Below are 24,024 nucleotides of genomic sequence, written 5' to 3'. Positions count from 1 at the left end.
AGGTGTGTATTCAGGATGCAGAAACGTGTAGGTTTATTTCTTTTGTTTACATTAATGTTCCTCGCCGCTTGCTCTAATCAAGAGAAAGCGCAGGAAGCAAAGGAGGAGAAAGAGCCATCCGTAGAATCTGAACAGAAAACTTATACGTACCCTTTAACAGGAGAAGTATCAAATGAACCAGTAGACAATCGAATTGTAGCTGTAATGGTTAATAATCATTCGAAAGCTCGACCGCAAACTGGTCTCACAGATGCAGACGTAGTTTATGAAATACTGGCTGAAGGAAATATTACTCGATTTCTTGCATTATTTCAAAGTGAACTGCCAAATGTTATCGGTCCTGTCCGTTCGGCGCGGGAATATTACTATACGTTAGCTCAAGGATTCAATGCTCTTTACGTTTATCATGGAGCAGCTAAACCAATACAACAAGAAATCGAGCAGCTTGGTATCGACTATTTAAATGGGAAAGAGTACGATAACAATGGCACGCTCTTTAAGAGAGAGAACTTTCGCGAAGCACCTCATAACTCGTATTTACAGTTTCATGGTGTTTACGATACTGCCCAAGCAAACGACTTACAAGTAATATTTGAACATAGAGCACTACCGTTTTTAGACGATGAACAAGTGAACCAACTAAATGGAGAAAGTGCCTCTCACGTAGAAATAGCATACGCGGAGTCTGAAGTAGTGGAGTATCAGTATGATGAAGCGAAGCACCACTATACTCGCTACAATGATGGAGAACAAACAGTAGACTATCATACAGACGAGCCGGTCACTGTTCAGAACGTATTTATCGTTGAAGCCGCCCATCACGTCATCGATGAACAAGGCCGAAGATCTATCGATTTACAGGTAGGGGGAAATGGCTATTTGATTCAACATGGGCAAATGGAACAAGTACAATGGCAAAACGATAATGGTCACATTATTCCGTATAAAGATGGAGAGCAACTAAGATTTGTGCCGGGAAAAACTTGGGTGAATGTTGTGCCTGAACAACCAGGCATACAACAATCTGTTACCATTAGCGCACAATAAGCAAAGGAGAGTTAAAGACATGCAAATAAATAAATTACGAGGAAAAGAGCTTGATCAATTATTTCAAGCTATTTTATCACTAGAAGATATAGAGGAATGCTATCAATTCTTTGACGATTTAGCGACAATGAATGAAATCCAATCCCTTTCCCAACGCCTAGAAGTGGCTCGAATGCTACAGAAAGGACACACATACCATAAAATTGAAGAAAGCACAGGTGCATCAACAGCAACTATATCCCGCGTCAAACGTTGCTTAAACTACGGCAACGACGCATACGCAATGGCACTCGGACGAATCTCAGGCAATGAATAACAAAAAAGCACTTAATCCCATATTGTGGATTTCGTGCTTTTTTGTGAGTGGCGGGATTGAAATCTGTGCTCAGATTCTGAGATTGATGCTCGGAATTCCAGAGTTTATGCGTGGAACCTACGAAATGGGAGTGCAACCTTCATCTCAATAAAAACACCCGATTACGCTGCGTGCGAAATCGGGTGTTCCTATAATTTAGTATGCCATTTTTTCTTCTAGGAATGTTTTTAGTTCTGAGATTGGCATACGTGTTTGTTCCATTGTATCGCGGTCACGCACGGTTACTTGACCGTCTTCTTTAGAGTCGAAGTCGTATGTGATGCAGAAAGGTGTTCCGATTTCGTCGTGACGGCGATAACGTTTACCGATAGATCCAGCGTCGTCGTAATCGACCATGAATTTTTTGCTTAGCTCAGCAAATACTTCTTGTGCTTCCCCGCCTAATTTTTTCGAAAGTGGAAAGATAGCTGCTTTGTAAGGTGCCACGGCTGGGTGGAACTTCATAACAGTGCGGCTTGAGCCGTCTTCTAGTTCTTCTTCTTGAAATGCATTGGCAATGAATGCTAGTGCTAAACGATCAACACCAAGTGATGGTTCAATGACGTATGGGATGTAGCGTGTATTACTTTCTTGGTCGATGTATTGGAAATCCTCACCTGAATGGTTCGCGTGCTGCGTTAAATCGTAATCTGTACGTGATGCGATTCCCCACAGTTCGCCCCAACCCATTGGGAATTTATACTCGATGTCTGTTGTCGCATTACTATAGTGTGATAGTTCGTCTTCATCGTGCTCACGTAGGCGGATACTCTCTTCTGCCACGCCTAGATTTGTTAACCAATTTTTGCAGAAATCCTTCCAATATTGATGCCATTCTAGTTCTTCGCCTGGTTTACAGAAGAATTCCATTTCCATTTGTTCGAATTCACGTGTGCGGAAGATGAAGTTACCAGGTGTAATTTCATTTCGGAAGCTTTTACCGATTTGACCAATACCGAACGGAAGCTTCTTGCGCATAGAGCGTTGAACATTTTTGAAGTTTACGAAAATACCTTGTGCTGTTTCAGGACGTAGAAAAATTTCATCGGTTGATCCTTCTGTTACACCTTGATGTGTTTTGAACATGAGGTTAAACTGACGAATGTTAGTGAAATTCTGCTCTCCACAGTTAGGACAAACGATGTTATGTTCTTGGATTAATTCCTCCATTTTTTCGAATGGAAGTCCATCGACAATCATTTCGTTGCCTTCTGCTTCTAATTTGTTTTCGATTAATTTATCTGCACGATGGCGTGATTTACATTCTTTACAATCCATCATTGGGTCGTTGAAGTTGCCAAGGTGCCCGGAAGCTTCCCATGTTTTTGGATTCATTAGAATAGCTGCATCTAGACCAACGTTCATTGGGTTTTCTTGAATGAACTTTTGCCACCAAGCGCGCTTTAAGTTATTCTTTAATTCAATACCTAATGGACCGTAGTCCCAAGTGTTAGCAAGACCACCGTAAATTTCAGATCCTTGAAAAATAAAGCCACGGTGCTTTGAATGTGATACTAATTGTTCCATTGTAGTTGACATACGTTTTTCCTCCTTAATAGTAGTAAATGGATGCATCAAAAAAACCTCACGCGCCTGGGACTAATCCCAGGGACGAGAGGTTTACCCGCGGTTCCACCCTGCTTGATGCATAACGGTTGCATCCACTTTATGTGTCCATATTCTAGAGTGCCGTTTCCTTATCCCATTCTTCAGGCTCTCACTATCCCTGAATCGCTTAAAGGAAGAGGGTGATAAGTACTATTGTTCCGTCATCATATGGTTAAATATGTTGTTTGTTATCTAATAGTAGCATAGCGGATAAAGGTTCACAAGTCTAGTCTAAAAAAACAAAATACCCTTCTCTCTCATGTTATGGATGAATTTTTGATATAATAAATTGATGGAAAATGTAAAACGGAGGATTACTGCATGTATGATATAAATCAGTGGGAGCATGTGTTTAAGCTTGATCCCAATAAAGAAATTAATGATAAAGATTTAGAGGATATATGTGAATCAGGTACCGACGCCATTATGGTCGGTGGAACGGATGGTGTGACACTGGATCAAGTATTATCTTTACTTGCGCGCATTCGCAGGTTCACGGTTCCTGTTATATTAGAAATATCGAATATGGAATCCGTTACACCGGGTTACGATTATTACTTTGTTCCAACTGTGCTTAATAGTGCGGATAAAGAGTGGACTATGGGCATGCATCATAAGGCGGTACAGCAATATGGTGCGATGATAGATTGGGACGAAATGATGTTAGAAGGGTACTGCATATTAAACCCAGAATCAAAAGCGTATCAGCGAACGAATTGTGACATGCCTAATGAGGAAGAAATTATTGCTTATGCGGAAATGGCGGAGCACATGTTTAAGCTACCTATTTTCTATGTGGAGTATAGTGGGATGTATGGTGATGCAAAAATTGTCGAGCAAGTGTCGCATGTGCTGAAGCATACGCTGCTTTTCTACGGTGGAGGTATTGCTTCTGAAGAGCAAGCGAGAGAAATGAAACAGTATGCAGATGTTGTCGTAGTCGGTAATGTCATTTATGAGAATAAAAAAGCTGCCTTAAAAACAGTACGAGCAGTAAAAGAACGAGAATAAAGGAAGGTGTCTCCTTTGAGCCCGTTAACAAACGATTTATTAAAAGGTTTAAACAAAGAACAGAAAGAGGCCGTCCAGAAAACCGATGGCCCATTATTAATTATGGCAGGTGCAGGTAGTGGGAAAACCCGTGTCTTAACGCACCGAATTGCTTATTTATTAGGAGAGAAGGACGTAGCGCCACGAAACGTTCTAGCGATTACATTTACGAATAAAGCGGCACGTGAAATGAGGGATCGTGTGGCGTCTATCGTTGGTCCTGAAGCGAATGATATGTGGATATCTACATTCCACTCCATGTGTGTACGCATACTACGTCGTGATATTGACCGAATAGGAATTGATCGAAACTTTTCTATTTTAGATACGTCCGATCAATTGTCTGTGATGAAGCAAATTTTGAAAGATTTAAATCTTGATCCGAAGCAATACGACCCTCGTGCTATGCTTGGGTCTATTAGCAATGCGAAGAATGAATTACAAACAGCAGCCGATTTCGGGAAAACAGCAGGAAATCATTATGAGAAGCAAGTGGCGAATGTTTACTCAGCTTACGAGAAAAAGCTGCGAAAAAATCAATCCCTCGATTTTGATGATTTAATTATGCAAACATTGACGTTATTTAACCGTCTTCCAGAAGTGCTGGAATATTACCAACGACGATTTCAATACATTCATGTTGATGAGTACCAAGATACGAACCATGCTCAATATCAACTCGTGAAATTAATGGCGAATCGTTTTCAGAATTTGTGCGTCGTCGGTGACTCTGACCAATCGATTTATCGCTGGCGTGGGGCAGATATTCAGAACATCTTATCGTTTGAGAAAGATTATCCGAATGCCACAGTCATTATGCTAGAGCAAAACTATCGCTCAACGAAAAGCATATTGAAAGCTGCTAATGAAGTCATTCAAAATAATGCAGGCCGTAAACCGAAAAATCTTTGGACAGACAATGATGACGGCAAGAAGATACAATACTATGAAGCTCCGACAGAACGTCATGAAGCGCTGTATGTGACGAATAAAATTGAAGAGATTGTACGCAGTCGTGAGCTTAACTATAAGGATATTGCTATTTTATACCGTACGAATGCCCAGTCCCGTACAATTGAGGAAACGTTCGTCAAAGCGAATGTTCCGTATCAAATTATTGGCGGTACGAAATTCTACGATCGTAAGGAAATCAAAGACTTGCTGGCCTATTTGCGTTTAATTGCGAACCCGCATGATGATATTAGCTTCACACGAGTAGTGAATGTGCCTAAGCGTGGCGTTGGAAAAACCTCTATGGAGAATTTGCAAATGTATGCCGCTACGCATGATATATCGTTCTACGATGCGGTCAAGGAAATAGAATTCGTCGGTTTAAGCAAAAAGGCGACCAACGCACTAAAAGAATTCGGACAGATGATAAAGAATTGGACGCAACAACAGGAGTATTTATCTGCGACGGATTTAGTAGAAGAAGTGCTTAAGCAAACAGAATATGAAGATATGCTAAAGAAAGAGAAAACGCTCGAAGCACAAAGTAGGTTAGAGAATATAAATGAGTTTCTATCTGTTACAAAGAATTTTGAAGAAACGAGTGAAGATAAAACGCTGATTGCCTTTCTAACTGATTTAGCTCTAATCGCTGATATTGATCAAGTAGATGACGACCCATTCGCAGATGATAAAGTGACGTTAATGACGCTTCACTCTGCGAAAGGACTAGAGTTTCCGGCAGTTTTCTTAATTGGAATGGAGGAGAACGTTTTCCCGCATAGCCGTTCAATTATGGAAGAGGAAGAGATGGAGGAAGAGCGTCGGCTTGCTTATGTAGGAATTACGAGAGCGGAGCAACAACTATTTTTAACTAATGCAAAAATGCGCACACTATTTGGTAGAACGAATATGAACCCTGTTAGTCGTTTTATCGGTGAGATTCCAGAAGATTTAATAGAAGGGCGCGCGGAACCTAGCTCCTTTTCCCCTAGAGGGCGCGGTGGCTTCAATGATCCGCTTCCAAACGGCTTCAATGCTACTTCATCTAGTCAAGCTCAACCAAAACGCAAAGCGACGACAATGAGAAGCAAAGCGGGAACAGGTGCTGATAACGTTGCTTGGAAAACAGGCGATAAAGCGATTCATAAAAAATGGGGAGAAGGAACGGTTGTCAAAGCTCAAGGCGATGGAGATTCGATGGAGTTAGATATTGCATTTCCTGCCCCGGTGGGGATTAAGCGTGTTCTAGCGAAATTCGCCCCAATCACGAAAGCGTAATAGAGGTGAGTAGATGGACAAACAACAAGCACAAGAGCAAGTAAAAGCATTACGAACCGAGCTTGATCAATATAATTATGAATATCATGTACTCGATGAGCCGAGTATTTCTGACATCGAGTACGACAAGAAAATGCAACAACTTCTCGCTTTAGAAGAACAATTTCCAGAGCTTCAATCAGCTGATTCACCAAGTCAACGTGTTGGTGGTCAGCCATTGGATGCCTTTCAGAAAGTGCAGCACACAATTCCTATGCTTAGTTTAGGGAATGCATTTAGTGAACAAGATTTACGAGACTTTGATCGCCGCGTGCAAGAGGCTATCGGGGAAAGTGTTACGTACGTCTGTGAATTAAAAATAGACGGACTGGCTATTTCGCTTCGTTATGAAGATGGCCTTTTCGTTCAAGGTGCAACTAGAGGAGACGGGACGACAGGAGAAGATATTACCGTTAATTTACGTACAATCCGCAGTATTCCATTGCGCGTACCGGAAACAGCGACAATTGAAGTGCGCGGGGAAGCGTTTATGCCGCATAAGTCGTTTATCTCTTTAAATGAAGCAAGGCAGGCGAAGGAAGAAGAACCTTTTGCGAATCCACGTAACGCTGCTGCTGGTTCCTTACGTCAGTTAGATCCTAAAATCGCTGCTAGTCGTAATTTGGATATTTTTCTATATGGAATTGGTGTTTGGGAAGCAGACCCAGTATCCACTCATAGCGGTCGACTAGAACAATTACACAATCTTGGTTTCAAAACGAATCCACAGTGGCGTAAGTGTGCGACGATTGATGAAGTCATCCATTATGTGAACGAATGGACAGCAGCACGCGCAAACCTGCCTTATGAAATTGATGGCATTGTGATTAAAGTAGATCGCATTGAGCAACAAGAAGCATTAGGTTTTACAGCCAAAAGTCCGCGCTGGGCGATTGCGTATAAGTTCCCAGCAGAAGAGGCGATAACGAAATTAACAGATATTGAACTTAGTGTAGGACGTACAGGAGCTGTTACCCCAACAGCAGTGTTAGAACCTGTGAAAGTTGCTGGAACAACGGTGCAACGTGCATCTTTACACAATGAAGATCTTATCCGTGAGAAGGATATTCGCATTGGTGATACAGTCGTCATTCGCAAAGCTGGCGATATTATTCCAGAAGTTGTGCGCGTAGTTATGGATGAACGAACCGGTGACGAGCCCCCATTTACGATGCCAGACCATTGTCCGGAGTGTAACAGTCCTTTAGAACGTTTAGAAGGAGAAGTAGCCCTACGCTGCATTAATCCAAACTGCCCAGCTCAGCTGAGAGAAGGGTTGATTCACTTTGTTTCACGAAATGCTATGAATATAGATGGTTTAGGTGAGAAAGTGATTGCTCAACTGTTCCAAGAGCAGCTTGTGCATACGATTGCTGATTTATATACGTTAAGTAAAGAAGAGCTTTTGAACTTAGATCGCATGGGCGAGAAGTCAGCAAATAATTTATTAACAGCTATAGAAAACTCAAAAGCGAACTCGTTAGAGAAATTATTATTCGGTTTAGGCATACGCTTCGTAGGTTCTAAAGCAGCCAAAACGTTAGCGCAACATTTTGACACACTTGATCGCTTGCAACGTGCTACGTATGATGAGTTGATTGAAATTCATGAAATGGGCGAAAAAATTGCCGATTCTGTCGTACGATATTTTGAGCAGGAGGAAGTACAAGCGCTGATTACAGAATTACGTGATCTCGGTTTAAATGTTGCGTATCTAGGGCCGAAGAAGTCGGAGCAGTCCATCGATTCCATCCTATCTGGCAAAACCGTTGTCATTACAGGGAAGATGGAAGCATTTAGCCGTACGGAAGCTAAAGAGCGTGTAGAAGCACTTGGTGGTAAGGTGACGGGCAGTGTTAGTAAGAAAACCGACCTCTTAATTGCTGGAGAAGACGCAGGCTCCAAATTAACGAAAGCACAACAACTAGGCATTGAAATATGGGATGAAGAACGTATGAAAGAAGCGTTATCACAATAGAAGTGGAGGTACGATTATGAAACGGATCGCATTGTTCATGCTGAGCCTTGTTGTTATCATAACAGGATGCGCTCCGGTCTATGAAAAAAATGAGCAAGTCGGTATGGAAACGAATGACAATAGTCAAAATGATAAAGCGATTGTTCCAAAATATAATATCTCTGATGAATATTACCGCCCACTGGAGGAATATAAGCCTAGTAAATCAAGAGGCGTAATTACAAATCAAATAGGGAATCGCCTAGACATTAAAGAAATGGAAGAAGGCTTACGCCGTCATTCGAAAGATGCTTTTGACCCGAAGGATTATTTTTTTCAAGAAGGCCAATATATAACAGAAGATATGCTCTATGATTGGCTTGACCGCAGCAATAATAAAAATGGTAATGGCGGGACAGAGAACGGATTAAATCCATCACTCCAAGATGGTGCCGGAGAGAAAGAGATGAGAGAGAATCCGAAATACCTATCCCATATACTGGAGCAAGATTACTTAAAGGCGAGTAAAGACGGCGAAGTTCAGTTAAAAGGAATGTCCATTGGAATTGCGATGAAATCTCAATATCGTTTTCAAACAGACTTTGGTGAACCATACCGCTACGAGGATATTAGTAAGGAAGAAATGCTGCAGCAAGGTCAGAAAATGGCACAAACAGTAGTAGACAGAATTCGCGAAGACGAAGCGATACCAAATGTGCCGATTATGGTAGCTATTTACCGTGAAGAAGAACTAGGCGCAATGACACCAGGGAACTACGTTGCTAAAACAACCGTGAAAGCAGACAAAGTGAAAATTGGTGAATGGGATAGGATCGACGAGGACTACATTTTATTCCCATCTAAAGAAGCAGAGGACGAATACCCAGAAGAAGCTTCATTAATGAACAACCTACAAAACGATGTAGCGAAATATTTTCCGAACTATATCGGTGTTGTCGGTAAAGGGTTTTATATAGAAGATGATTTACAACAACTTTCTATTACCATCCCGATCGAATTTAAAGGACAAACAGAAGTAATAGGATTAACCCAATACGTCTATTCCATTATATTAGAGAACTTCCCGAACTACTTTGACTTAGAAGTGAACATCGAATCACACAACGGCCAAGAAGCTCTAATATCTAGAGAAGCAGACGAAGAAGAACCGTTTGTACACATATATGGACAATAAAGAGAGAAGACTTGTTCCACTAAAATAGTGGGACAGGTCTTTTTTTTTAGAGTTTAAAGTATTTGGTTTAGTTTTGGAAGGTCGTGCGTTTTTAAATGGTGATATTGCCCTCTTCCAATCTAAATAATGAAATTTATCCACAAATTGGGCAAATGTCTATTTACTACTTTTGAAACGTTATGCTATAATCATAACAATTCTATAACCAAGTAAACTTATAGGAATAATGAAAAAGAGAGGGGCCAAACGGATGGGTAGGGAGTTTATTGATTTATTTAATGGTTGGGCTGAGTCTTATGATCGTACGGTTGCTGGTGAGAATGTCCAGTATCAAGAAGTGTTTGCTGGATATGATGATATATTAAACGCAGTTGTGGATTATACGGACGGTGCGAATGTACTTGAATTTGGAGTAGGTACAGGTAATTTAACACGTAAACTAATCAACGCGAATTATAAAGTATTTGGTGTAGAGCCTTCGTTTGAGATGTTAAGAATTGGCCAATTAAAGGTTCCAGAAGCAATTATTCAAGAAGGGGACTTTCTTCAATTTGCGACACCTCAAGTACCCGTTCATTCTATTGTAAGTTCTTATGCCTTTCATCATTTAACCGATGAGGAAAAAGAACAAGCAATGAAGTTGTATGCAAATATTTTGCCAGAAGAGGGTGTTGTTGTTTTTGCTGATACGGTTTTTGAATCGGAGAAGGCGAAAAAGCATAGTATAGAAAGGGCAATCGCTGCTTACCATCATGATTTAGCAGATGATTTAGCGACCGAATATTATAGCGATATACCGACGTTAACCGACATTTGTCGAAATCAAGGGTTCGATGTGACATTTCAGCAGTTAAATACGTACGTGTGGTTAATGGTAGCGAAGAAAAGATAAAGGAGTGATGGATGTGCCAATGAACGTAGAAAGCTTCAATTTAGATCATACAAAAGTCAAAGCTCCATATGTTCGACTAGTAGGTGTTATGGAAGGCACTCATGGTGACAAAATTTACAAATATGATTTTCGTATTAAGCAACCGAATAAAGCCTATATGGATATGCCTGCTCTTCATTCATTGGAGCATATGATGGCAGAGTTTAGTCGTAATCATCACGATCATATAGTGGACGTTGGTCCGATGGGGTGTCAAACAGGGTTCTATATTTCAATTCTTAATGATGACTCTTATGAAGGGATATTAACGATGCTAAAGCAGACATTAGAAGACGTCCTGCAAGCAACGGAAGTACCAGCTTGTAACGAGGTGCAATGTGGCTTTGCTGCTAGTCATAGTTTAGAAGGGGCACAGGCGTTAGCGAGAGAAATGCTACGTCAACAAGATGAATGGACACAAATTTTTGCTGAGGAAAGATGAGGATGAACTATGTAACCGATGTGCAGCAATTAATTGGTCATACCCCCTTAATCGAATTAACGCATATACACGTACCAGAAAATATTCGAATATTTGCAAAGCTGGAGTATTTGAATCCGGGTGGTAGTGTGAAGGATCGTCTTGGTCAATCACTTATCCAGCATGGGGTTGCAACAGGTAAGCTCAAGCCTGGTGGAACGATTATTGAACCGACAGCAGGCAATACAGGGATAGGGATAGCTTTAGCTGCTGTCGGTCAAGAATTTAATGTTCTATTTGTTACACCGGAGAAGTTTAGTGTCGAAAAGCAACTATTAATGCGTGCTTTAGGGGCTGAGGTAATCAATACACCAACAGAAGAAGGAATGGAAGGTGCAATACGCAAATCAAAGCAATTAATGGGTGAAATACCAAATGCTTATTGCCCTCAACAATTTGCTAGTGAAGCTAATCCTTCCACGTATTACAAAACGCTAGCTCCAGAAATCTATGAGGCGTTAGCGGGGCAGGTGGATATTTTCGTCGCTGGAGGAGGAACTGGCGGGACGTTTATGGGATGTGCTCGTTATTTTAAGGAGCATAATGAATCAACAAGAACGGTTATCGTCGAACCAGAAGGATCCATATTAAATGGCGGTGCACCTACATCACACCGCACAGAAGGAATTGGGATGGAGTTTATCCCCCCATTTATGGATCGACGTTACTTTGATGGCATTCATACAATTAAGGACGAACAGGCATTTGCAGCTGTGAAGCAATTAGCCTTGAAGGAAGGATTGCTAGTAGGAAGTTCTTCAGGAGCAGCATTTGTAGCGGCCATGAAAGAAGCACAAATGGCTCCACCTGGCACAACCATTGTAACGATATTTCCAGATGGCAGCGAACGATACTTGAGTCAACACATATATGAGGAGTGAGAACGTGCGACGGAAAACAGCATTTATTCATGGCGGTATTACAGGAGATGATCATACAGGAGCGGTTTCAGTTCCCATTTATCAAGTAAGCACGTACAAACAAGATCAGGTAGGAAAGCACAGAGGGTATGAATATTCTCGAACAGGAAATCCAACGAGACATGCTCTAGAGCAACTCATAGCTGAAATAGAAGGTGGAGTAGCAGGCTATGCATTTAGTTCTGGCATGGCGGCTATTACTTCCATTTTTATGTTGCTGAAAAGTGGAGATCATATTATTTGTACTGATGACGTGTATGGTGGGACGTACCGACTGATTGCCAATGTGCTTGAGCGGTTTCAAATAGACGTAACGTTTGTAAATACGGCAAACGAACAAGCAATTCGCAATGCCATTCAACCGAATACACGGGCTATTTATGTGGAAACGCCGACAAATCCACTACTGAAAATTACTGATTTACAACTTGTAGCAACAATCGCGAAGGACTATCAATTACGATATATTGTCGATAATACGTTTAGCACACCATATTGGCAAAATCCGATCGAACATGGTGCAGATATCGTGATTCATAGTGCTACGAAATATTTAGGTGGTCATAGTGATGTTGTGGCGGGATTAGTCGTGGTGAAGGATGAGGTTCTTGCAGAAGAAATGCATTATGTCCAAAATTCAGTAGGAGCCGTGCTTGGCCCACAAGACGCATGGTTACTTATGCGAGGAATAAAAACATTAGCAGTTCGAATGGAAGAAATCGAAGCGAATACACAGGCATTTATTCAACATCTTCAATTTCATCCCGAAATATCGAACATCTACTACCCTGGGATACCTACTCATGAAGGTTATGAGATTCATAGACAACAAGCAAGAGGAGCAGGAGGCATGGTTTCCTTTGACGTCGGAAGTGAGGAGAACGCTAATCAACTACTTAGCAATTTGCGTTATTTCACCTTAGCTGAAAGTCTTGGAGCAGTAGAAAGCCTCATTTCCGTTCCAGCAAAAATGACACACGCTTCTATTCCAACAGAGCGCCGAATTGAATTGGGGATTACAGATGGCCTTATTCGCGTTTCGATTGGATTAGAGGACATTGAAGATTTAAAAGAAGATATCGATCAAGCATTACGGGGTTAACGAATTCGTTAACCTTTTTTTGCTGGAGAAGAGATATTCTTAGACATAACGGGAACGGTAATAAAGGAATTCAATTCTATAATGAAATAGCAAAATCCTTAACAAAAATGATAGGGATTCATGTATAATGAACGTAATCACCATTATTATAATTTTTATAATATTCGAAAAAGTAATTGTTGATGGCGTGTATCTCTATTAATTTTTTTGAATAATTCATTTGGCTTTGGAGTATGGATACAAGTATAACATTAGAAGGAGGGAGAATAATGGGCGAAGAATTTGCGATTACGGGAGCAACATGGTTTTGGTTGTTTGTTCCGATGCCTGTTTTAATTATTTTATGTATTGCTACACTAGGAAAGAGGAGAGGTGAATAGAATATGGGAACGGCTACAGTAGTTACATTTGTAGTTTATTTATTAGGAATGTTAGGGATAGGGATCGCATCTTATCGATTAACGAGCAACTTATCTGATTACGTATTAGGAGGACGCCGGCTTGGCCCTGGAGTGGCTGCTTTAAGTGCAGGGGCATCTGACATGAGTGGCTGGTTGCTATTAGGATTGCCTGGAGCTATATACGCATCAGGGCTTTCAGAGGCTTGGATTGGAATTGGTCTTGCTATTGGAGCCTATTTAAACTGGCAATTCGTTGCACGTCGTTTGCGTTCGTATACGGAAGTAGCCAATGATTCCATTACAGTGCCAGACTTTTTAGAAAATCGTTTTCGAGATAACTCTCACATGTTACGTGTTGTTTCTGCTTTGGTCATCTTAATCTTCTTCACCTTCTACACTTCTTCTGGAATGGTTGCTGGTGCTAAGTTGTTTGAGGCATCGTTTGGCTTAAATTATGAAACATCTTTATGGGTTGGAGCTATTGTTATTATTTCCTATACTTTTTTAGGTGGTTTTCTCGCGGTAAGCTGGACAGATTTCATTCAAGGAATATTAATGTTCTTGGCATTAATTATTGTGCCAATTGTTGCGATTATGGAGCTCGGCGGTTGGAATGAAGTCGTTAACACAGTTGGGGAAATTAATGCAGACCATTTGAATATGGTACAAGGTGTTGGTGCAGTGGCTATTATATCCTCCTTAGCATGGGGACTTGGTTACTTTGGTCAACCACACATCTTAACACGCTTTATGGCACTTCGTTCAGCAAAAGATGTTCCAAAAGCACGATTTATCGGTATTACATGGATGGTGCTTGGTTTATACGGAGCAATCTTTACTGGTTTCGTCGGCTTAGCATATGTTGCAGATGAAGGAAACACAGCAAAACTATCTGAATTCGGTGTGCAACTAGTAACAAGTGATGCAGGTATTCAAATGCTTGGTGATCCAGAGAAAATCTTTATCGCCTTTTCACAAGTATTGTTTAACCCAATTGTTGCAGGTATTTTATTAGCTGCCATTTTATCTGCCATCATGAGTACGATTGATTCCCAATTACTTGTATCTTCATCTGCCGTTGCAGAAGATTTCTATAAAGCAATATTACGTAAAAATGCAACGGATCGAGAGCTCGTATGGGTTGGACGTCTTTCCGTTGCTGTTATCGCATTAATTGCCATCATTTTGGCGTATAATCCAGAAAGTTCGGTGCTTAACTTAGTTAGTTATGCTTGGGCAGGATTCGGAGCAGCATTCGGCCCGATTATCATTTTATCTTTATTCTGGAAATCACTTACGAGAAATGGTGCCATGGCTGGTATGGTTGTCGGAGCTATTACCGTTATTGCATGGGATCAGTTGGTAAAACCATTCTTCCCATTATACGAAATTGTTCCTGGTTTCCTTCTATGTGGACTCGTAGCAATTGTCGTTAGTTTACTGGATAAAGAACCAACAGATGAAATTAAACAAGAGTTTGAGCAAGCAAAAGCGAAATAATGGTGCTGGAAAGCGAAACAGAGGTGACACAGAAAAGCTGTGTACTTAATTCGTGAGCGTCGGTTTGTGAGTTCTCTCGTCGCTTTTACGAATTCGTCATCGTACGCTAGCGTAAAGATCATCCTAGTACTGGAAACGTGTGCTAGGATGTTTTTTATTTGGCTGAAGTGATAAAATGTGAATAGATGATTCATGTTACATCAAGAGGAAAACTTGTAATCTAAACATTCAACTGTTTTTTTGTAAAGAAATCGGCTCAACGTTGATTGTTAGGTAGTAAGTTTGGTATCATCTAATATTATGTGAGTTCGAAATGAATGGAGGTAAATCAATGTCACGAATTAGCAAAGAACAAGTTAAACACGTTGCCAATTTAGCTCGATTACATGTTACAGAGGACGAGGCGGACATGTTTGCGAAACAATTAGACGATATTATTTCGTTTGCAGAACAATTAAACGAATTAGATACAGATAATGTTGCACCAACAACGCACGTATTAGATTTGAAAAATGTGATGCGTAAAGACGAACCGAAGCACTGGATTACACAAGAAGAAGCATTAAAGAATGCACCAGAAACACAAGATGGACAAATCCGTGTACCATCAATTTTGGAATAGGGAGGGAAACGACACATGTCTTTATTTGATCATAAACTGTCTGACATTCAAGAAATGTTACATAAGAAAGAAATTAGTGTCCATGATCTACTTGATGAAGCCTACAAGCGCATCGAAGAAGTAGACGGAGAAGTGCAAGCATTTCTAACATTAGATGAAGAAAATGCTAGAGCTCGTGCGACTGAATTGGATGAGCTTCGTGGAACAGAAGAGGGAAGAGGCTTGTTATTCGGTATGCCAATTGGTATTAAAGATAATATCGTAACGAAGGGCGTTCGTACGACAGCAGCAAGTCAAATTCTTGATAATTTAAACGATCCTCTTTACGATGCTCATGTTGTTCAGAAGCTTAATAAGGAAGAAGCGGTGTCTGTAGGGAAACTCAACATGGACGAATTTGCGATGGGTTCTTCCAATGAGAACTCAAGCTATGCTGCAACACGTAACCCTTGGAACACAGATTATGTGCCTGGTGGATCAAGTGGTGGGTCAGCAGCAGCAGTAGCGGCAGGGGAAGTGCCATTTTCACTAGGTTCTGATACTGGTGGATCCATTCGCCAACCAGCAGCTTATTGTGGAGTAGTAGGTATTAAACCAACATATGGACGTGTATCTCGTTTCGGTTTAATTGCCTTTGCATCCTCTCTTGACCAAATCGGTCCTATTACACGTAATGTAGAAGATAATGCATACGTACTAGAGGCAATTGCAGGTTATGACAAAATGGATTCCACTTCTGCCAATGTAGAAGTGCCGAAATATACAGACGCTCTAACAGGAAATGTAAAAGGTCTGAAAATTGCCGTTCCGAAAGAATACCTAGGTGAAGGTGTATCTGAGGAAGTAAAAGCAGCTGTTCAACAATCATTGAAAGTATATGAAGACATGGGCGCAACATGGGAAGAAGTGACATTACCTCACTCCAAATATGCTCTATCTACGTACTACTTACTATCATCATCGGAAGCATCTGCGAACCTTGCTCGTTTCGACGGTGTACGTTACGGTCGTCGCTCTGAAAAAGCAGAAAGCATGATTGATATGTTCAAGCTTTCCCGTAGTGAAGGCTTTGGTGAGGAAGTAAAACGTCGAATTATGCTTGGAACGTTTGCTCTAAGCTCTGGTTATTATGACGCTTATTATAAAAAAGCTCAAAAAGCTCGTACACTCATTAAGCAAGATTTCGAGAAAGTTTTTGCAGACTATGATGTTATTATTGGACCAACTACGCCAACTCCAGCATTTAAAGTAGGCGAAAAAACAGAAGATCCATTAACGATGTATGCCAATGACATTCTTACTATCCCAGTGAACTTAGCTGGTGTACCAGGAATATCCATACCTTGTGGCTTCTCTTCACAAGGACTACCAATCGGTTTACAAATTATTGGAAAACACTTTGATGAAAGCACAGTTTATCGTACGGCGCATGCATACGAGCAGGCGACAGATCATCATACACACAAACCGTCCCTGGGAGGTGCTAACGAATGAATTTCGAAACAGTAATTGGTATTGAAGTACACGTAGAATTAAAGACAGCATCTAAAATCTTTAGTCCAAGCCCGAATGAATTTGGAAGCGAACCGAACTCTAATGTAAACCCAATCGATTTAGGTTACCCTGGCGTTTTACCTGTTCTAAATGAAGAAGTCGTAAACTTTGCCATGAAAGCAGCGATGGCTTTAAATTGTGAGATTGCAACGCATACGAAATTCGATCGTAAAAACTATTTCTATCCAGATAATCCGAAAGCCTATCAAATTTCTCAGTTTGACCAACCAATTGGCGAAAACGGTTATATTGACATCGAAGTAGATGGAAAAACGAAACGTATCGGAATTACTCGCCTGCACATGGAAGAAGATGCAGGGAAATTAACTCACAGTAAAGATGGTTATTCACTAGTGGACTACAACCGCCAAGGTACACCACTTGTAGAAATCGTTTCAGAACCAGATATTGCATCACCGAAGGAAGCATATGCGTACCTAGAGAAGCTAAAGAATATTATTCAATACACGGGCGTATCTGATTGTAAGATGGAAGAAGGCTCTCTTCGTGCAGATGCTAACATTTCCATTCGCCCAATCGGACAAAAAGAATTCGGTACAAAGACAGAATTAAAGAACTTAAACTCTTTCTCTTTCGTACAAAAAGGACTAGAATTTGAAGAAAAGCGTCAAGAAAAAGTACTTCTTTCCGGAGGCGAGATTCTTCAAGAAACACGTCGATATGACGAGCAAACGAAGGAAACAATTCTAATGCGTGTGAAGGAAGGTTCCGATGACTATCGCTACTTCCCAGAACCAGACCTTGTACAATTGTACATTGACGAAGCATGGAAAGAACGTGTACGTAATGAAATTCCTGAACTTCCAGATGCAAGAAAAGCCCGTTACGTAAATGAATTAGGACTACCAGAATACGATGCTAAAGTGTTAACAAACAACAAAGCACTATCTGACTTCTTTGAAGAAACTATTCAAACAGGTGCAGGTGCCAAGCAAGCATCCAACTGGCTAATGGGTGAAGTGTCTGCCTATATGAATAAGCAACAAAAAGAACTAGAAGAACTTGCATTAACACCACAAAACTTAGCAAAAGTTATTCAACTAATTGAAAATGGTACGATTTCTTCTAAAATTGCTAAGAAAGTCTTTACGGAAACAGTAGAAAACGGCACAGAACCAGAACAGTTTGTGAAAGACAAAGGTCTTGGACAAATTTCCGACGAAGGTCAACTGCGCGATATTATCTCAGGTATTCTGGATAATAATCAGCAATCCATTGAAGACTTTAAGAACGGTAAAGACAAAGCACTTGGCTTCCTAGTAGGACAAGTGATGAAAGCAACCAAAGGACAAGCAAACCCACCAATGGTAAATAAAATTATTATGGAAGAAATGAACAAACGCTAAGATAGACAAAGCTAGTAAATCCTGCTACTCTGATGTAGCAGGATTTATTGATGAATAAACAACCATGAGTAGGATATATAATGTTTTATTTGTATAATAATGGGTAAGTGATTAAGGGGATAAGGTTAACAGTTTGCATAGTGAGAAGTGAATGGTCAAACAATAGAAAAAGGCTGTGTTGATAATAGGAAATATGGCTTAGATGGAGGAAAATCGATGAAGCGCGCTAGAATCATATACAATCCAACGTCAGGTCGAGAAGCAGTAAGACGTGAATTGCCTGAAGTATTACAACGATTTGAACAAGCAGGATACGAAACGTCCACTCATGCAACAACAGGAGAGGGCGATGCGACAAAAGCTGCTCAACTTGCCGCACAACGTAATTTCGATCTTGTCGTAGCAGCAGGTGGCGATGGAACGATTAATGAAGTCATTAATGGACTAGCAGAATCAGAATATCGACCTAAAGTAGGAATTATCCCAGTAGGAACGACAAACGACTTTGCCAGAGCACTCCGTGTCCCTAGAACAGTAAAAGGCGCAGTAGACATTATATTAGAAGGTTGTTCCAAAGAATTAGACATCGGCCGAGTTAACAATCAATACTTTGTCAATATTGCTGGTGGCGGTAAATTAACAGAACTTTCTTATGAAGTGCCAAGTAAACTAAAAACAGCACTAGGACAATTAGCATATTACTTAAAGGGTGTAGAAATGCTACCGTCTATCCGCCCAACTTATGTAGAAATTGAATACGATGGGAAATGGTTTGAAGGAGAAGTAATGGTTTTTCTTATATCTCTTACCAATTCCGTAGGCGGATTAGAAAAACTAGCTCCAGATGCTATTCTAGATGACGGCATGTTCGACTTATTAATTGTGAAAAAAGTGAACATTCCTGAACTCATCCGCCTTGCTACTTTAGCGATGAAGGGCAATCACTTAAACGATCCCAACATTATATATACCAAAGCAAACCGCATTAAAGTCCACACCGAAGAAAAGATGCAACTCAATATTGACGGTGAATATGGCGGATTATTACCCGGGGAATTTGTCAATTTACATCGCCATATCCAATTTTTTGTTCCGAGAAGTCATTGGGAGGAAGACAGTCAGTCATAATGGCTGTCTTTTTCTTTGAGAAGAAAACCAACAACAATGGGTAAACTATGATATAATGCGAACAGTATTTTGAACGGTAAAGGAAGGTAACAATGTCAAAACCACCTGTAAAGAAGAATGAAACAATCGAGCTTACCTTTGAAGACTTGACACATGAAGGAAATGGTGTCGGTAAGCTAAATGGCTATCCACTGTTTGTTCCATACGCACTTCCAGGAGAAACAGGGAAAGTGAAAGTAATTAAAGTAAAGAAAAACTTCGCCATCGGCAAACTGGTGGACGTACAAGAAGCAAGCGAACAACGCGTTGACCCACCGTGTGATGTGTACACACAATGCGGGGGTTGTCAGCTTCAACACATGAGCTATGACTTACAACTACAAATGAAACAGAAGCAAGTCCAAGATACAATGCACAAAATTGGACATTTAGGACACGTAGCCGTACATCCCGTTATTGGCATGGATGATCCATGGAACTACCGTAACAAAGTCCAAATCCCGTTTGGCGAATCCAAAAATGGAAACCTTAAAACAGGATTTTACCGCAAACGAAGCCATGACATCATCGATATGGATACGTGTATGATTCAAGATGAACACAACAACCGCATGGTAGAAACGGTCCGCCGCATCGCTGAAAAATACGGAATAAAACCGTATAGAGAGTCAGACCATAGCGGCATACTACGTCACATTATGGTACGCACTGGACAAACAACTGGCGATATCATGGTTGTTATTATTACAAAAACAAGAAAATTACCACATCAAGAAGCAATCGTGCAAGAAATACGCCAAACTTTCCCAGACGTTAAATCCATCGTGCATAACGTAAACAACAAACGCACCAACGTCATCATGGGAGAAAGAACAACTGTCCTGTGGGGCGATGAATACATTATGGATACGATTGGAGATATTAAATTCAACATCTCCCCGAAATCGTTCTATCAAGTCAATCCTACCCAAACAAAGAAACTATATGACCAAGCATTACAATATGCCAATCTACAAGGACACGAAACTGTCATCGACGCATACTGCGGCATCGGAACAATCAGCTTATTCCTCGCCCAACAAGCCAAGAAAGTACTAGGTGTGGAAATCGTTGCCCCAGCAATCGACGACGCTAAGAAAAACGCCAAACTAAACAACATCGCTAACGCCGAATTCTACGTTGGCGAAGCCGAAAAAATATTCCCATGGTGGCAAGCCCAAGGCCTACGCCCAGACGTCATCGTCGTCGATCCCCCCCGCAAAGGATGCGACGAAGCCTTACTCAACGCCATGATCGACATGCAACCAGAACGCATCGTCTACGTCTCCTGTAACCCATCCACATTAGCACGAGACTTACGCATATTAGAAGATGGTGGATTTGAAACGAAAGAAGTACAGCCAGTTGATATGTTTCCGCAGACGGGGCATGTGGAGTGTGTATCGTTGCTACAAAGAGAAACTATATAGAAATCCTTAGTTTTAAACACTTTCACAAGCATTTCGTGTTTGTGGGAGAAGGTGAAAAAACGAGAAATAAAGTACTGAAAAACCACATTACCGTTTCAGTGGTAATTGATCTGGGGTGTGGGAACATAATAGAGTGAAAATATTGTAAGGCGTTCAAATAAAATGAACGTCTTTTTTTTACGCCTAAAAACGGGGAATAGAAGGTGGAATATGACAAAACTAACTTTAGGAAGTTTATTTTATGGGATTGGTGTATTTCCATTAGCTGCTTCTCGTTATGGGATTCAACCAATATGGGCAAGTGAAATTGAAAAAGTACCTGAACGATTCAAGCACGGTTTTAAAATCCAGCCAGTTATTTGATGAAAAAGCTCCCATGACGTTTTCCAAAACAGCGATAACTGGATATGTTCCATTCGTTGCATACCTCATTTCTTCTATAATTCGTATTGCGTGATAAAATAAACTAGATTGACTTCCTGTAAGACCTTCTCGTTTACAAATACCGAAATTCCAATGCCTGATTCTGAATTCTGGGCAAACGCCGGAATGGTCCGTGGGAATGATGTTGATATCGCTTGACGATTGTTGGATGCCCAATATTGGGGAAGGCCCACACTTGCTCAAAGAAGAAGGCGTATCTTCCTCGTGGCAGATTTTGGAGGATTTCGTGCCACTGAAATATTATTTAAAGCCCGTAATCTGCAATCGTTTTTTACGTCTTGCGGAAAGAGCAGGCTTTCCTCCACTATTGCCAGATAGAATATCTACTCAAATAGCAAAGGGGAGAATACCCATCGTCCGCCCTCTTATGGTGGTTTGTTGAAGGAAATACATAAAAAATTAAATCTTGATGATGCAGAAGATGGTGATTTGGTTCATACAGATAATGATGAAAAAGCTGATGAAGATGGATATTCCATTATTGCTATGTAGAATTGGAAACGGAAAAATTATTTTGTTAAGAACTGAGTTATTTTCCCACTTATCGATTTAATTGATAAGTGGGAAAATGTTTTTCTTAGCTTATATCTCCTGTTTCTAGTTTCTTGTTTAAAGCTATATAGTCATTTTTGTTTAAATTGATATTCTATCTAGTCTATTTTCGTCTGGAAATAAGGTTAATTGTATATCATATTTTGTATTCAAAGGTGTTAGAGTTTCATGTAAAAGTGTTAATATTTTCAAACAGTCTAATTCTACCCCTTCTTTTAAATGGTTTTTAATATGAATAATTACTAGAACATCTAATTTTTCGATTTGTTCAAATCTAGGTTTTAGAGAGATATTCTGCGCTTAAATTAAAACAATAAAGCCCTCACGCTTGTGGGGGCTTTATTTCCTCTTTCAATGTTACTCACCGCTTTTTGCTTTATTGACTTGTCTCTTCCAATACACTTTTCGCAAATTAATTGGCCCCGTCCTTAGTTTGAGGGGGCGAGTAATGTACAAAACATGCCAATCTGATTAATTTATTTCTTTTTTAAAACTATAAATAGTGTAGCTAAGGAAATAATAAAAGATGAGAGAGCCAAAATAAATGTCATTTTTAAACGCCCTTCTAAACAGTTATAGTAACTGTAAGGAGAATCGCTAGCTCTTTACAGACTGTTGCTTATAAAGTCTATAAAAGATTACATCGAGTACTGCTCGATGGTATTATATCATAGGTGCGTAAATCAGAAATGTATTGATATATTAAAAATCTTGGTTTCCGCATATCTATTTTCATGGATTCACTTCTTGAATAACTCTCTTTTTACTTCATATTTTTTAATGTCTTCCTCTAAATAAAGAGGGAGGGAGTTATCATGCACCCACATAACTGGCTGAGGAAAATCATCGTGTCTTAACTCCCAATTTTTAACCACTTGTCTGCTCACGTTCCAACGCCGAGCAATGTCAGCTTTAGAGTATAACTTAGGTAGGTTCGTCATTTTATTCACTCCAAAAATATTTGTTCCTTATCTTTTAGACTTTTTATTTTCTAGTCTTTCTTTTTCTGCTTGCAATTTCTTTTTAGTATTTAGCAAGAACAACTGATACACGCCAAGTACTGCCGATATAGACAGCATGATAATAATTAATATTTCCATCAATTTTGTGGTATACTCAGTGAGGTTCCTAAGTATTCCACTTCTTCACCTTCTTTCTATATTTATAATTTATATTATAACACTTATTGTTTACAACGTAAACAATAAGGTGGAATTTTCACTATTTAATAAGCCCCGTCCTTAGTTGGATGAGGCTGTTAGTTATTCCATTTCCTCTAATGCTTTATCCATTTGCCTTTCGTTTGTTATTTATGAGAGTTTCTAAATAAGGATGTATTTCTGTGATATCCGCTATATTATATATTTCATGTATAAAATCAATTGTTTCACCTATTAGAAAGCTATTTTCTAATTTTAATGGTACAGAGACTGTTTCTGGGATGCTATTAAATGCATCTTCAGAAGTTAGATCGTTAATAATGCTTTCATAAGAATCTATAAAATACCATTCATGCTTTTCTAATTTACTTTCCCAATATTTAAAAATACTTAAAAGTTCCTTTTCCAAATTAATTTAACTAAATAATTCGACATAATAGATATTATTACCTTCTTCTTTACAATAAATTAACATTTAAAGATAGGAATATCTATTCGATTTTTTGAATAGGTTTGCTATAATAGATTATAGAAAGGGGGGAAACAAAGTGGATGTAGAAAAGGTTTTAGGGCTTATCGCTTTAGCATCAGGAATACTCAAAGCAATCACATCAAGCATGAAAGACATACAAGATATAGTGATACAGCAGGAACAACGTAAGAAAAACAAAAAAGACGCTCCTAAAAAGAAGCGCCGAAAAAAACACACAGGGAGGGTAAAACCTCCCTACCCAATTACATTGTAACACATCCACTAAAAAGTATGCTTAAAAGGTTTGGTTATACAAATTTAATGATGCTTGCTATCTGTACGTATTTTCTTTATGGAACTATAGATGTTGAGCAACCGTCTATATATAACAAATTATTTTATGTATTATACGGAATCTTACTATTAATTCACTTTGTAAGG

Annotated in this window: 22 protein-coding genes; 19 read left to right on the top strand and 3 right to left on the bottom strand. The window is 39.9% G+C overall.

Annotation, left to right across the window (positions count from 1 at the left end):
• The first annotated feature begins 15 nt into the window (after window positions 1–15).
• Window positions 16–1,047 (top strand): DUF3048 domain-containing protein, encoded by a 1,032-nt coding sequence (locus N784_RS04235; protein WP_036832685.1) that lies wholly within the window; start codon window positions 16–18, stop codon window positions 1,045–1,047.
• A gap of 19 nt (window positions 1,048–1,066) precedes the next feature.
• Entirely contained in the window at window positions 1,067–1,363 is a 297-nt protein-coding gene (locus N784_RS04230; RefSeq protein ID WP_036832682.1) for a YerC/YecD family TrpR-related protein, read from the top strand.
• A 195-nt stretch (window positions 1,364–1,558) separates the two neighbouring features.
• On the opposite strand, the gene N784_RS04225 is transcribed toward N784_RS04230, so the two are convergent.
• On the bottom strand, window positions 1,559–2,941 hold the full coding sequence (locus tag N784_RS04225) for a glycine--tRNA ligase (RefSeq protein WP_036832680.1): 1,383 nt from the start codon (window positions 2,939–2,941) through the stop codon (window positions 1,559–1,561).
• A gap of 390 nt (window positions 2,942–3,331) precedes the next feature.
• Here N784_RS04225 and pcrB point away from each other — a divergent pair, with 390 nt between their 5' ends.
• From pcrB to N784_RS04145, 16 genes are all read left to right on the top strand, one after another.
• Window positions 3,332–4,021 (top strand): heptaprenylglyceryl phosphate synthase, encoded by a 690-nt coding sequence (gene pcrB / locus N784_RS04220; RefSeq protein WP_036832677.1) that lies wholly within the window; start codon window positions 3,332–3,334, stop codon window positions 4,019–4,021.
• Between the two features lie 15 nt (window positions 4,022–4,036).
• Window positions 4,037–6,289 (top strand): DNA helicase PcrA, encoded by a 2,253-nt coding sequence (gene pcrA / locus N784_RS04215; protein ID WP_036832674.1) that lies wholly within the window; start codon window positions 4,037–4,039, stop codon window positions 6,287–6,289.
• A 13-nt stretch (window positions 6,290–6,302) separates the two neighbouring features.
• Window positions 6,303–8,306, top strand: a complete 2,004-nt coding sequence (gene ligA / locus N784_RS04210; RefSeq protein ID WP_036832671.1) for an NAD-dependent DNA ligase LigA — start codon at window positions 6,303–6,305, stop codon at window positions 8,304–8,306.
• 16 nt (window positions 8,307–8,322) lie between these two features.
• Window positions 8,323–9,480, top strand: a complete 1,158-nt coding sequence (locus tag N784_RS04205; RefSeq protein ID WP_036832668.1) for a CamS family sex pheromone protein — start codon at window positions 8,323–8,325, stop codon at window positions 9,478–9,480.
• Between the two features lie 250 nt (window positions 9,481–9,730).
• Window positions 9,731–10,372 (top strand): class I SAM-dependent methyltransferase, encoded by a 642-nt coding sequence (locus N784_RS04200; protein WP_036832665.1) that lies wholly within the window; start codon window positions 9,731–9,733, stop codon window positions 10,370–10,372.
• A 7-nt stretch (window positions 10,373–10,379) separates the two neighbouring features.
• The gene (locus N784_RS04195) at window positions 10,380–10,853 is read left to right on the top strand and encodes an S-ribosylhomocysteine lyase (protein WP_036832663.1); all 474 of its coding nucleotides are present in this window, start codon (window positions 10,380–10,382) and stop codon (window positions 10,851–10,853) included.
• A 2-nt stretch (window positions 10,854–10,855) separates the two neighbouring features.
• Complete coding sequence (locus N784_RS04190; protein ID WP_036832660.1) at window positions 10,856–11,773, top strand: PLP-dependent cysteine synthase family protein; 918 nt, start codon at window positions 10,856–10,858, stop codon at window positions 11,771–11,773.
• A gap of 4 nt (window positions 11,774–11,777) precedes the next feature.
• The gene (locus N784_RS04185) at window positions 11,778–12,914 is read left to right on the top strand and encodes a bifunctional cystathionine gamma-lyase/homocysteine desulfhydrase (RefSeq protein WP_036832658.1); all 1,137 of its coding nucleotides are present in this window, start codon (window positions 11,778–11,780) and stop codon (window positions 12,912–12,914) included.
• Between the two features lie 383 nt (window positions 12,915–13,297).
• The gene (gene putP / locus N784_RS04180) at window positions 13,298–14,815 is read left to right on the top strand and encodes a sodium/proline symporter PutP (RefSeq protein WP_036832656.1); all 1,518 of its coding nucleotides are present in this window, start codon (window positions 13,298–13,300) and stop codon (window positions 14,813–14,815) included.
• Between the two features lie 331 nt (window positions 14,816–15,146).
• On the top strand, window positions 15,147–15,437 hold the full coding sequence (gene gatC / locus N784_RS04175) for an Asp-tRNA(Asn)/Glu-tRNA(Gln) amidotransferase subunit GatC (RefSeq protein WP_036832653.1): 291 nt from the start codon (window positions 15,147–15,149) through the stop codon (window positions 15,435–15,437).
• Window positions 15,438–15,452: 15 nt separating this feature from the next.
• Entirely contained in the window at window positions 15,453–16,931 is a 1,479-nt protein-coding gene (gene gatA / locus N784_RS04170; RefSeq protein WP_036832651.1) for an Asp-tRNA(Asn)/Glu-tRNA(Gln) amidotransferase subunit GatA, read from the top strand.
• Entirely contained in the window at window positions 16,928–18,358 is a 1,431-nt protein-coding gene (gene gatB / locus N784_RS04165; RefSeq protein WP_036832648.1) for an Asp-tRNA(Asn)/Glu-tRNA(Gln) amidotransferase subunit GatB, read from the top strand. The genes gatA and gatB overlap by 4 nt, the downstream gene beginning before the upstream one ends.
• Window positions 18,359–18,574: 216 nt before the next feature.
• Window positions 18,575–19,486, top strand: a complete 912-nt coding sequence (locus N784_RS04160) for a diacylglycerol kinase (protein ID WP_036832768.1) — start codon at window positions 18,575–18,577, stop codon at window positions 19,484–19,486.
• 92 nt (window positions 19,487–19,578) lie between these two features.
• Entirely contained in the window at window positions 19,579–20,955 is a 1,377-nt protein-coding gene (gene rlmD / locus N784_RS04155; RefSeq protein WP_036832646.1) for a 23S rRNA (uracil(1939)-C(5))-methyltransferase RlmD, read from the top strand.
• Window positions 20,956–21,165: 210 nt separating this feature from the next.
• Window positions 21,166–21,318 carry a hypothetical protein gene (locus N784_RS16795; RefSeq protein ID WP_232305971.1) on the top strand — a complete coding sequence of 51 codons (153 nt, stop codon included), beginning with the start codon at window positions 21,166–21,168 and terminating at the stop codon, window positions 21,316–21,318.
• Window positions 21,319–21,777: 459 nt separating this feature from the next.
• Window positions 21,778–21,891, top strand: coding sequence for a replication domain protein (locus N784_RS04145; protein ID WP_232305969.1), 114 nt, complete (start codon window positions 21,778–21,780; stop codon window positions 21,889–21,891).
• A gap of 800 nt (window positions 21,892–22,691) precedes the next feature.
• Here the strand turns inward: N784_RS04145 and N784_RS04140 are convergent.
• Both N784_RS04140 and N784_RS04135 read right to left on the bottom strand, forming a co-directional pair.
• Entirely contained in the window at window positions 22,692–22,892 is a 201-nt protein-coding gene (locus N784_RS04140) for a hypothetical protein (RefSeq protein ID WP_036832641.1), read from the bottom strand.
• Window positions 22,893–23,235: 343 nt separating this feature from the next.
• Complete coding sequence (locus N784_RS04135; RefSeq protein ID WP_052127122.1) at window positions 23,236–23,520, bottom strand: hypothetical protein; 285 nt, start codon at window positions 23,518–23,520, stop codon at window positions 23,236–23,238.
• Window positions 23,521–23,659: 139 nt separating this feature from the next.
• On the opposite strand from N784_RS04135, the gene N784_RS04130 reads away from it, so the two are divergent.
• Window positions 23,660–23,857 (top strand): hypothetical protein, encoded by a 198-nt coding sequence (locus tag N784_RS04130; protein WP_036832637.1) that lies wholly within the window; start codon window positions 23,660–23,662, stop codon window positions 23,855–23,857.
• Window positions 23,858–24,024 lie beyond the last annotated feature (167 nt).

The sequence above is a fragment of the Pontibacillus litoralis JSM 072002 genome, assembly GCF_000775615.1.
GTDB classification, from domain to species: domain Bacteria; phylum Bacillota; class Bacilli; order Bacillales; family BH030062; genus Pontibacillus; species Pontibacillus litoralis.
This window is presented reverse-complemented; position numbering and strand designations above follow the sequence as displayed.

Excerpts from the sequence above, each read along its gene's own strand:
- N784_RS04235 (WP_036832685.1), top strand. The coding sequence starts at position 16 with ATGCAGAAACGTGTAGGTTTATTTCTTTTGTTTACATTAATGTTCCTC.
- N784_RS04230 (WP_036832682.1), top strand. The coding sequence starts at position 1,067 with ATGCAAATAAATAAATTACGAGGAAAAGAGCTTGATCAATTATTTCAA.
- N784_RS04225 (WP_036832680.1), bottom strand. The coding sequence starts at position 2,941 with ATGTCAACTACAATGGAACAATTAGTATCACATTCAAAGCACCGTGGC.
- pcrB (WP_036832677.1), top strand. The coding sequence starts at position 3,332 with ATGTATGATATAAATCAGTGGGAGCATGTGTTTAAGCTTGATCCCAAT.
- ligA (WP_036832671.1), top strand. The coding sequence starts at position 6,303 with ATGGACAAACAACAAGCACAAGAGCAAGTAAAAGCATTACGAACCGAG.
- N784_RS04205 (WP_036832668.1), top strand. The coding sequence starts at position 8,323 with ATGAAACGGATCGCATTGTTCATGCTGAGCCTTGTTGTTATCATAACA.
- N784_RS04200 (WP_036832665.1), top strand. The coding sequence starts at position 9,731 with ATGGGTAGGGAGTTTATTGATTTATTTAATGGTTGGGCTGAGTCTTAT.
- N784_RS04195 (WP_036832663.1), top strand. The coding sequence starts at position 10,380 with ATGGATGTGCCAATGAACGTAGAAAGCTTCAATTTAGATCATACAAAA.
- N784_RS04190 (WP_036832660.1), top strand. The coding sequence starts at position 10,856 with ATGAACTATGTAACCGATGTGCAGCAATTAATTGGTCATACCCCCTTA.
- putP (WP_036832656.1), top strand. The coding sequence starts at position 13,298 with ATGGGAACGGCTACAGTAGTTACATTTGTAGTTTATTTATTAGGAATG.
- gatC (WP_036832653.1), top strand. The coding sequence starts at position 15,147 with ATGTCACGAATTAGCAAAGAACAAGTTAAACACGTTGCCAATTTAGCT.
- gatA (WP_036832651.1), top strand. The coding sequence starts at position 15,453 with ATGTCTTTATTTGATCATAAACTGTCTGACATTCAAGAAATGTTACAT.
- gatB (WP_036832648.1), top strand. The coding sequence starts at position 16,928 with ATGAATTTCGAAACAGTAATTGGTATTGAAGTACACGTAGAATTAAAG.
- N784_RS04160 (WP_036832768.1), top strand. The coding sequence starts at position 18,575 with ATGAAGCGCGCTAGAATCATATACAATCCAACGTCAGGTCGAGAAGCA.
- rlmD (WP_036832646.1), top strand. The coding sequence starts at position 19,579 with ATGTCAAAACCACCTGTAAAGAAGAATGAAACAATCGAGCTTACCTTT.
- N784_RS16795 (WP_232305971.1), top strand. The coding sequence starts at position 21,166 with ATGACAAAACTAACTTTAGGAAGTTTATTTTATGGGATTGGTGTATTT.
- N784_RS04140 (WP_036832641.1), bottom strand. The coding sequence starts at position 22,892 with ATGACGAACCTACCTAAGTTATACTCTAAAGCTGACATTGCTCGGCGT.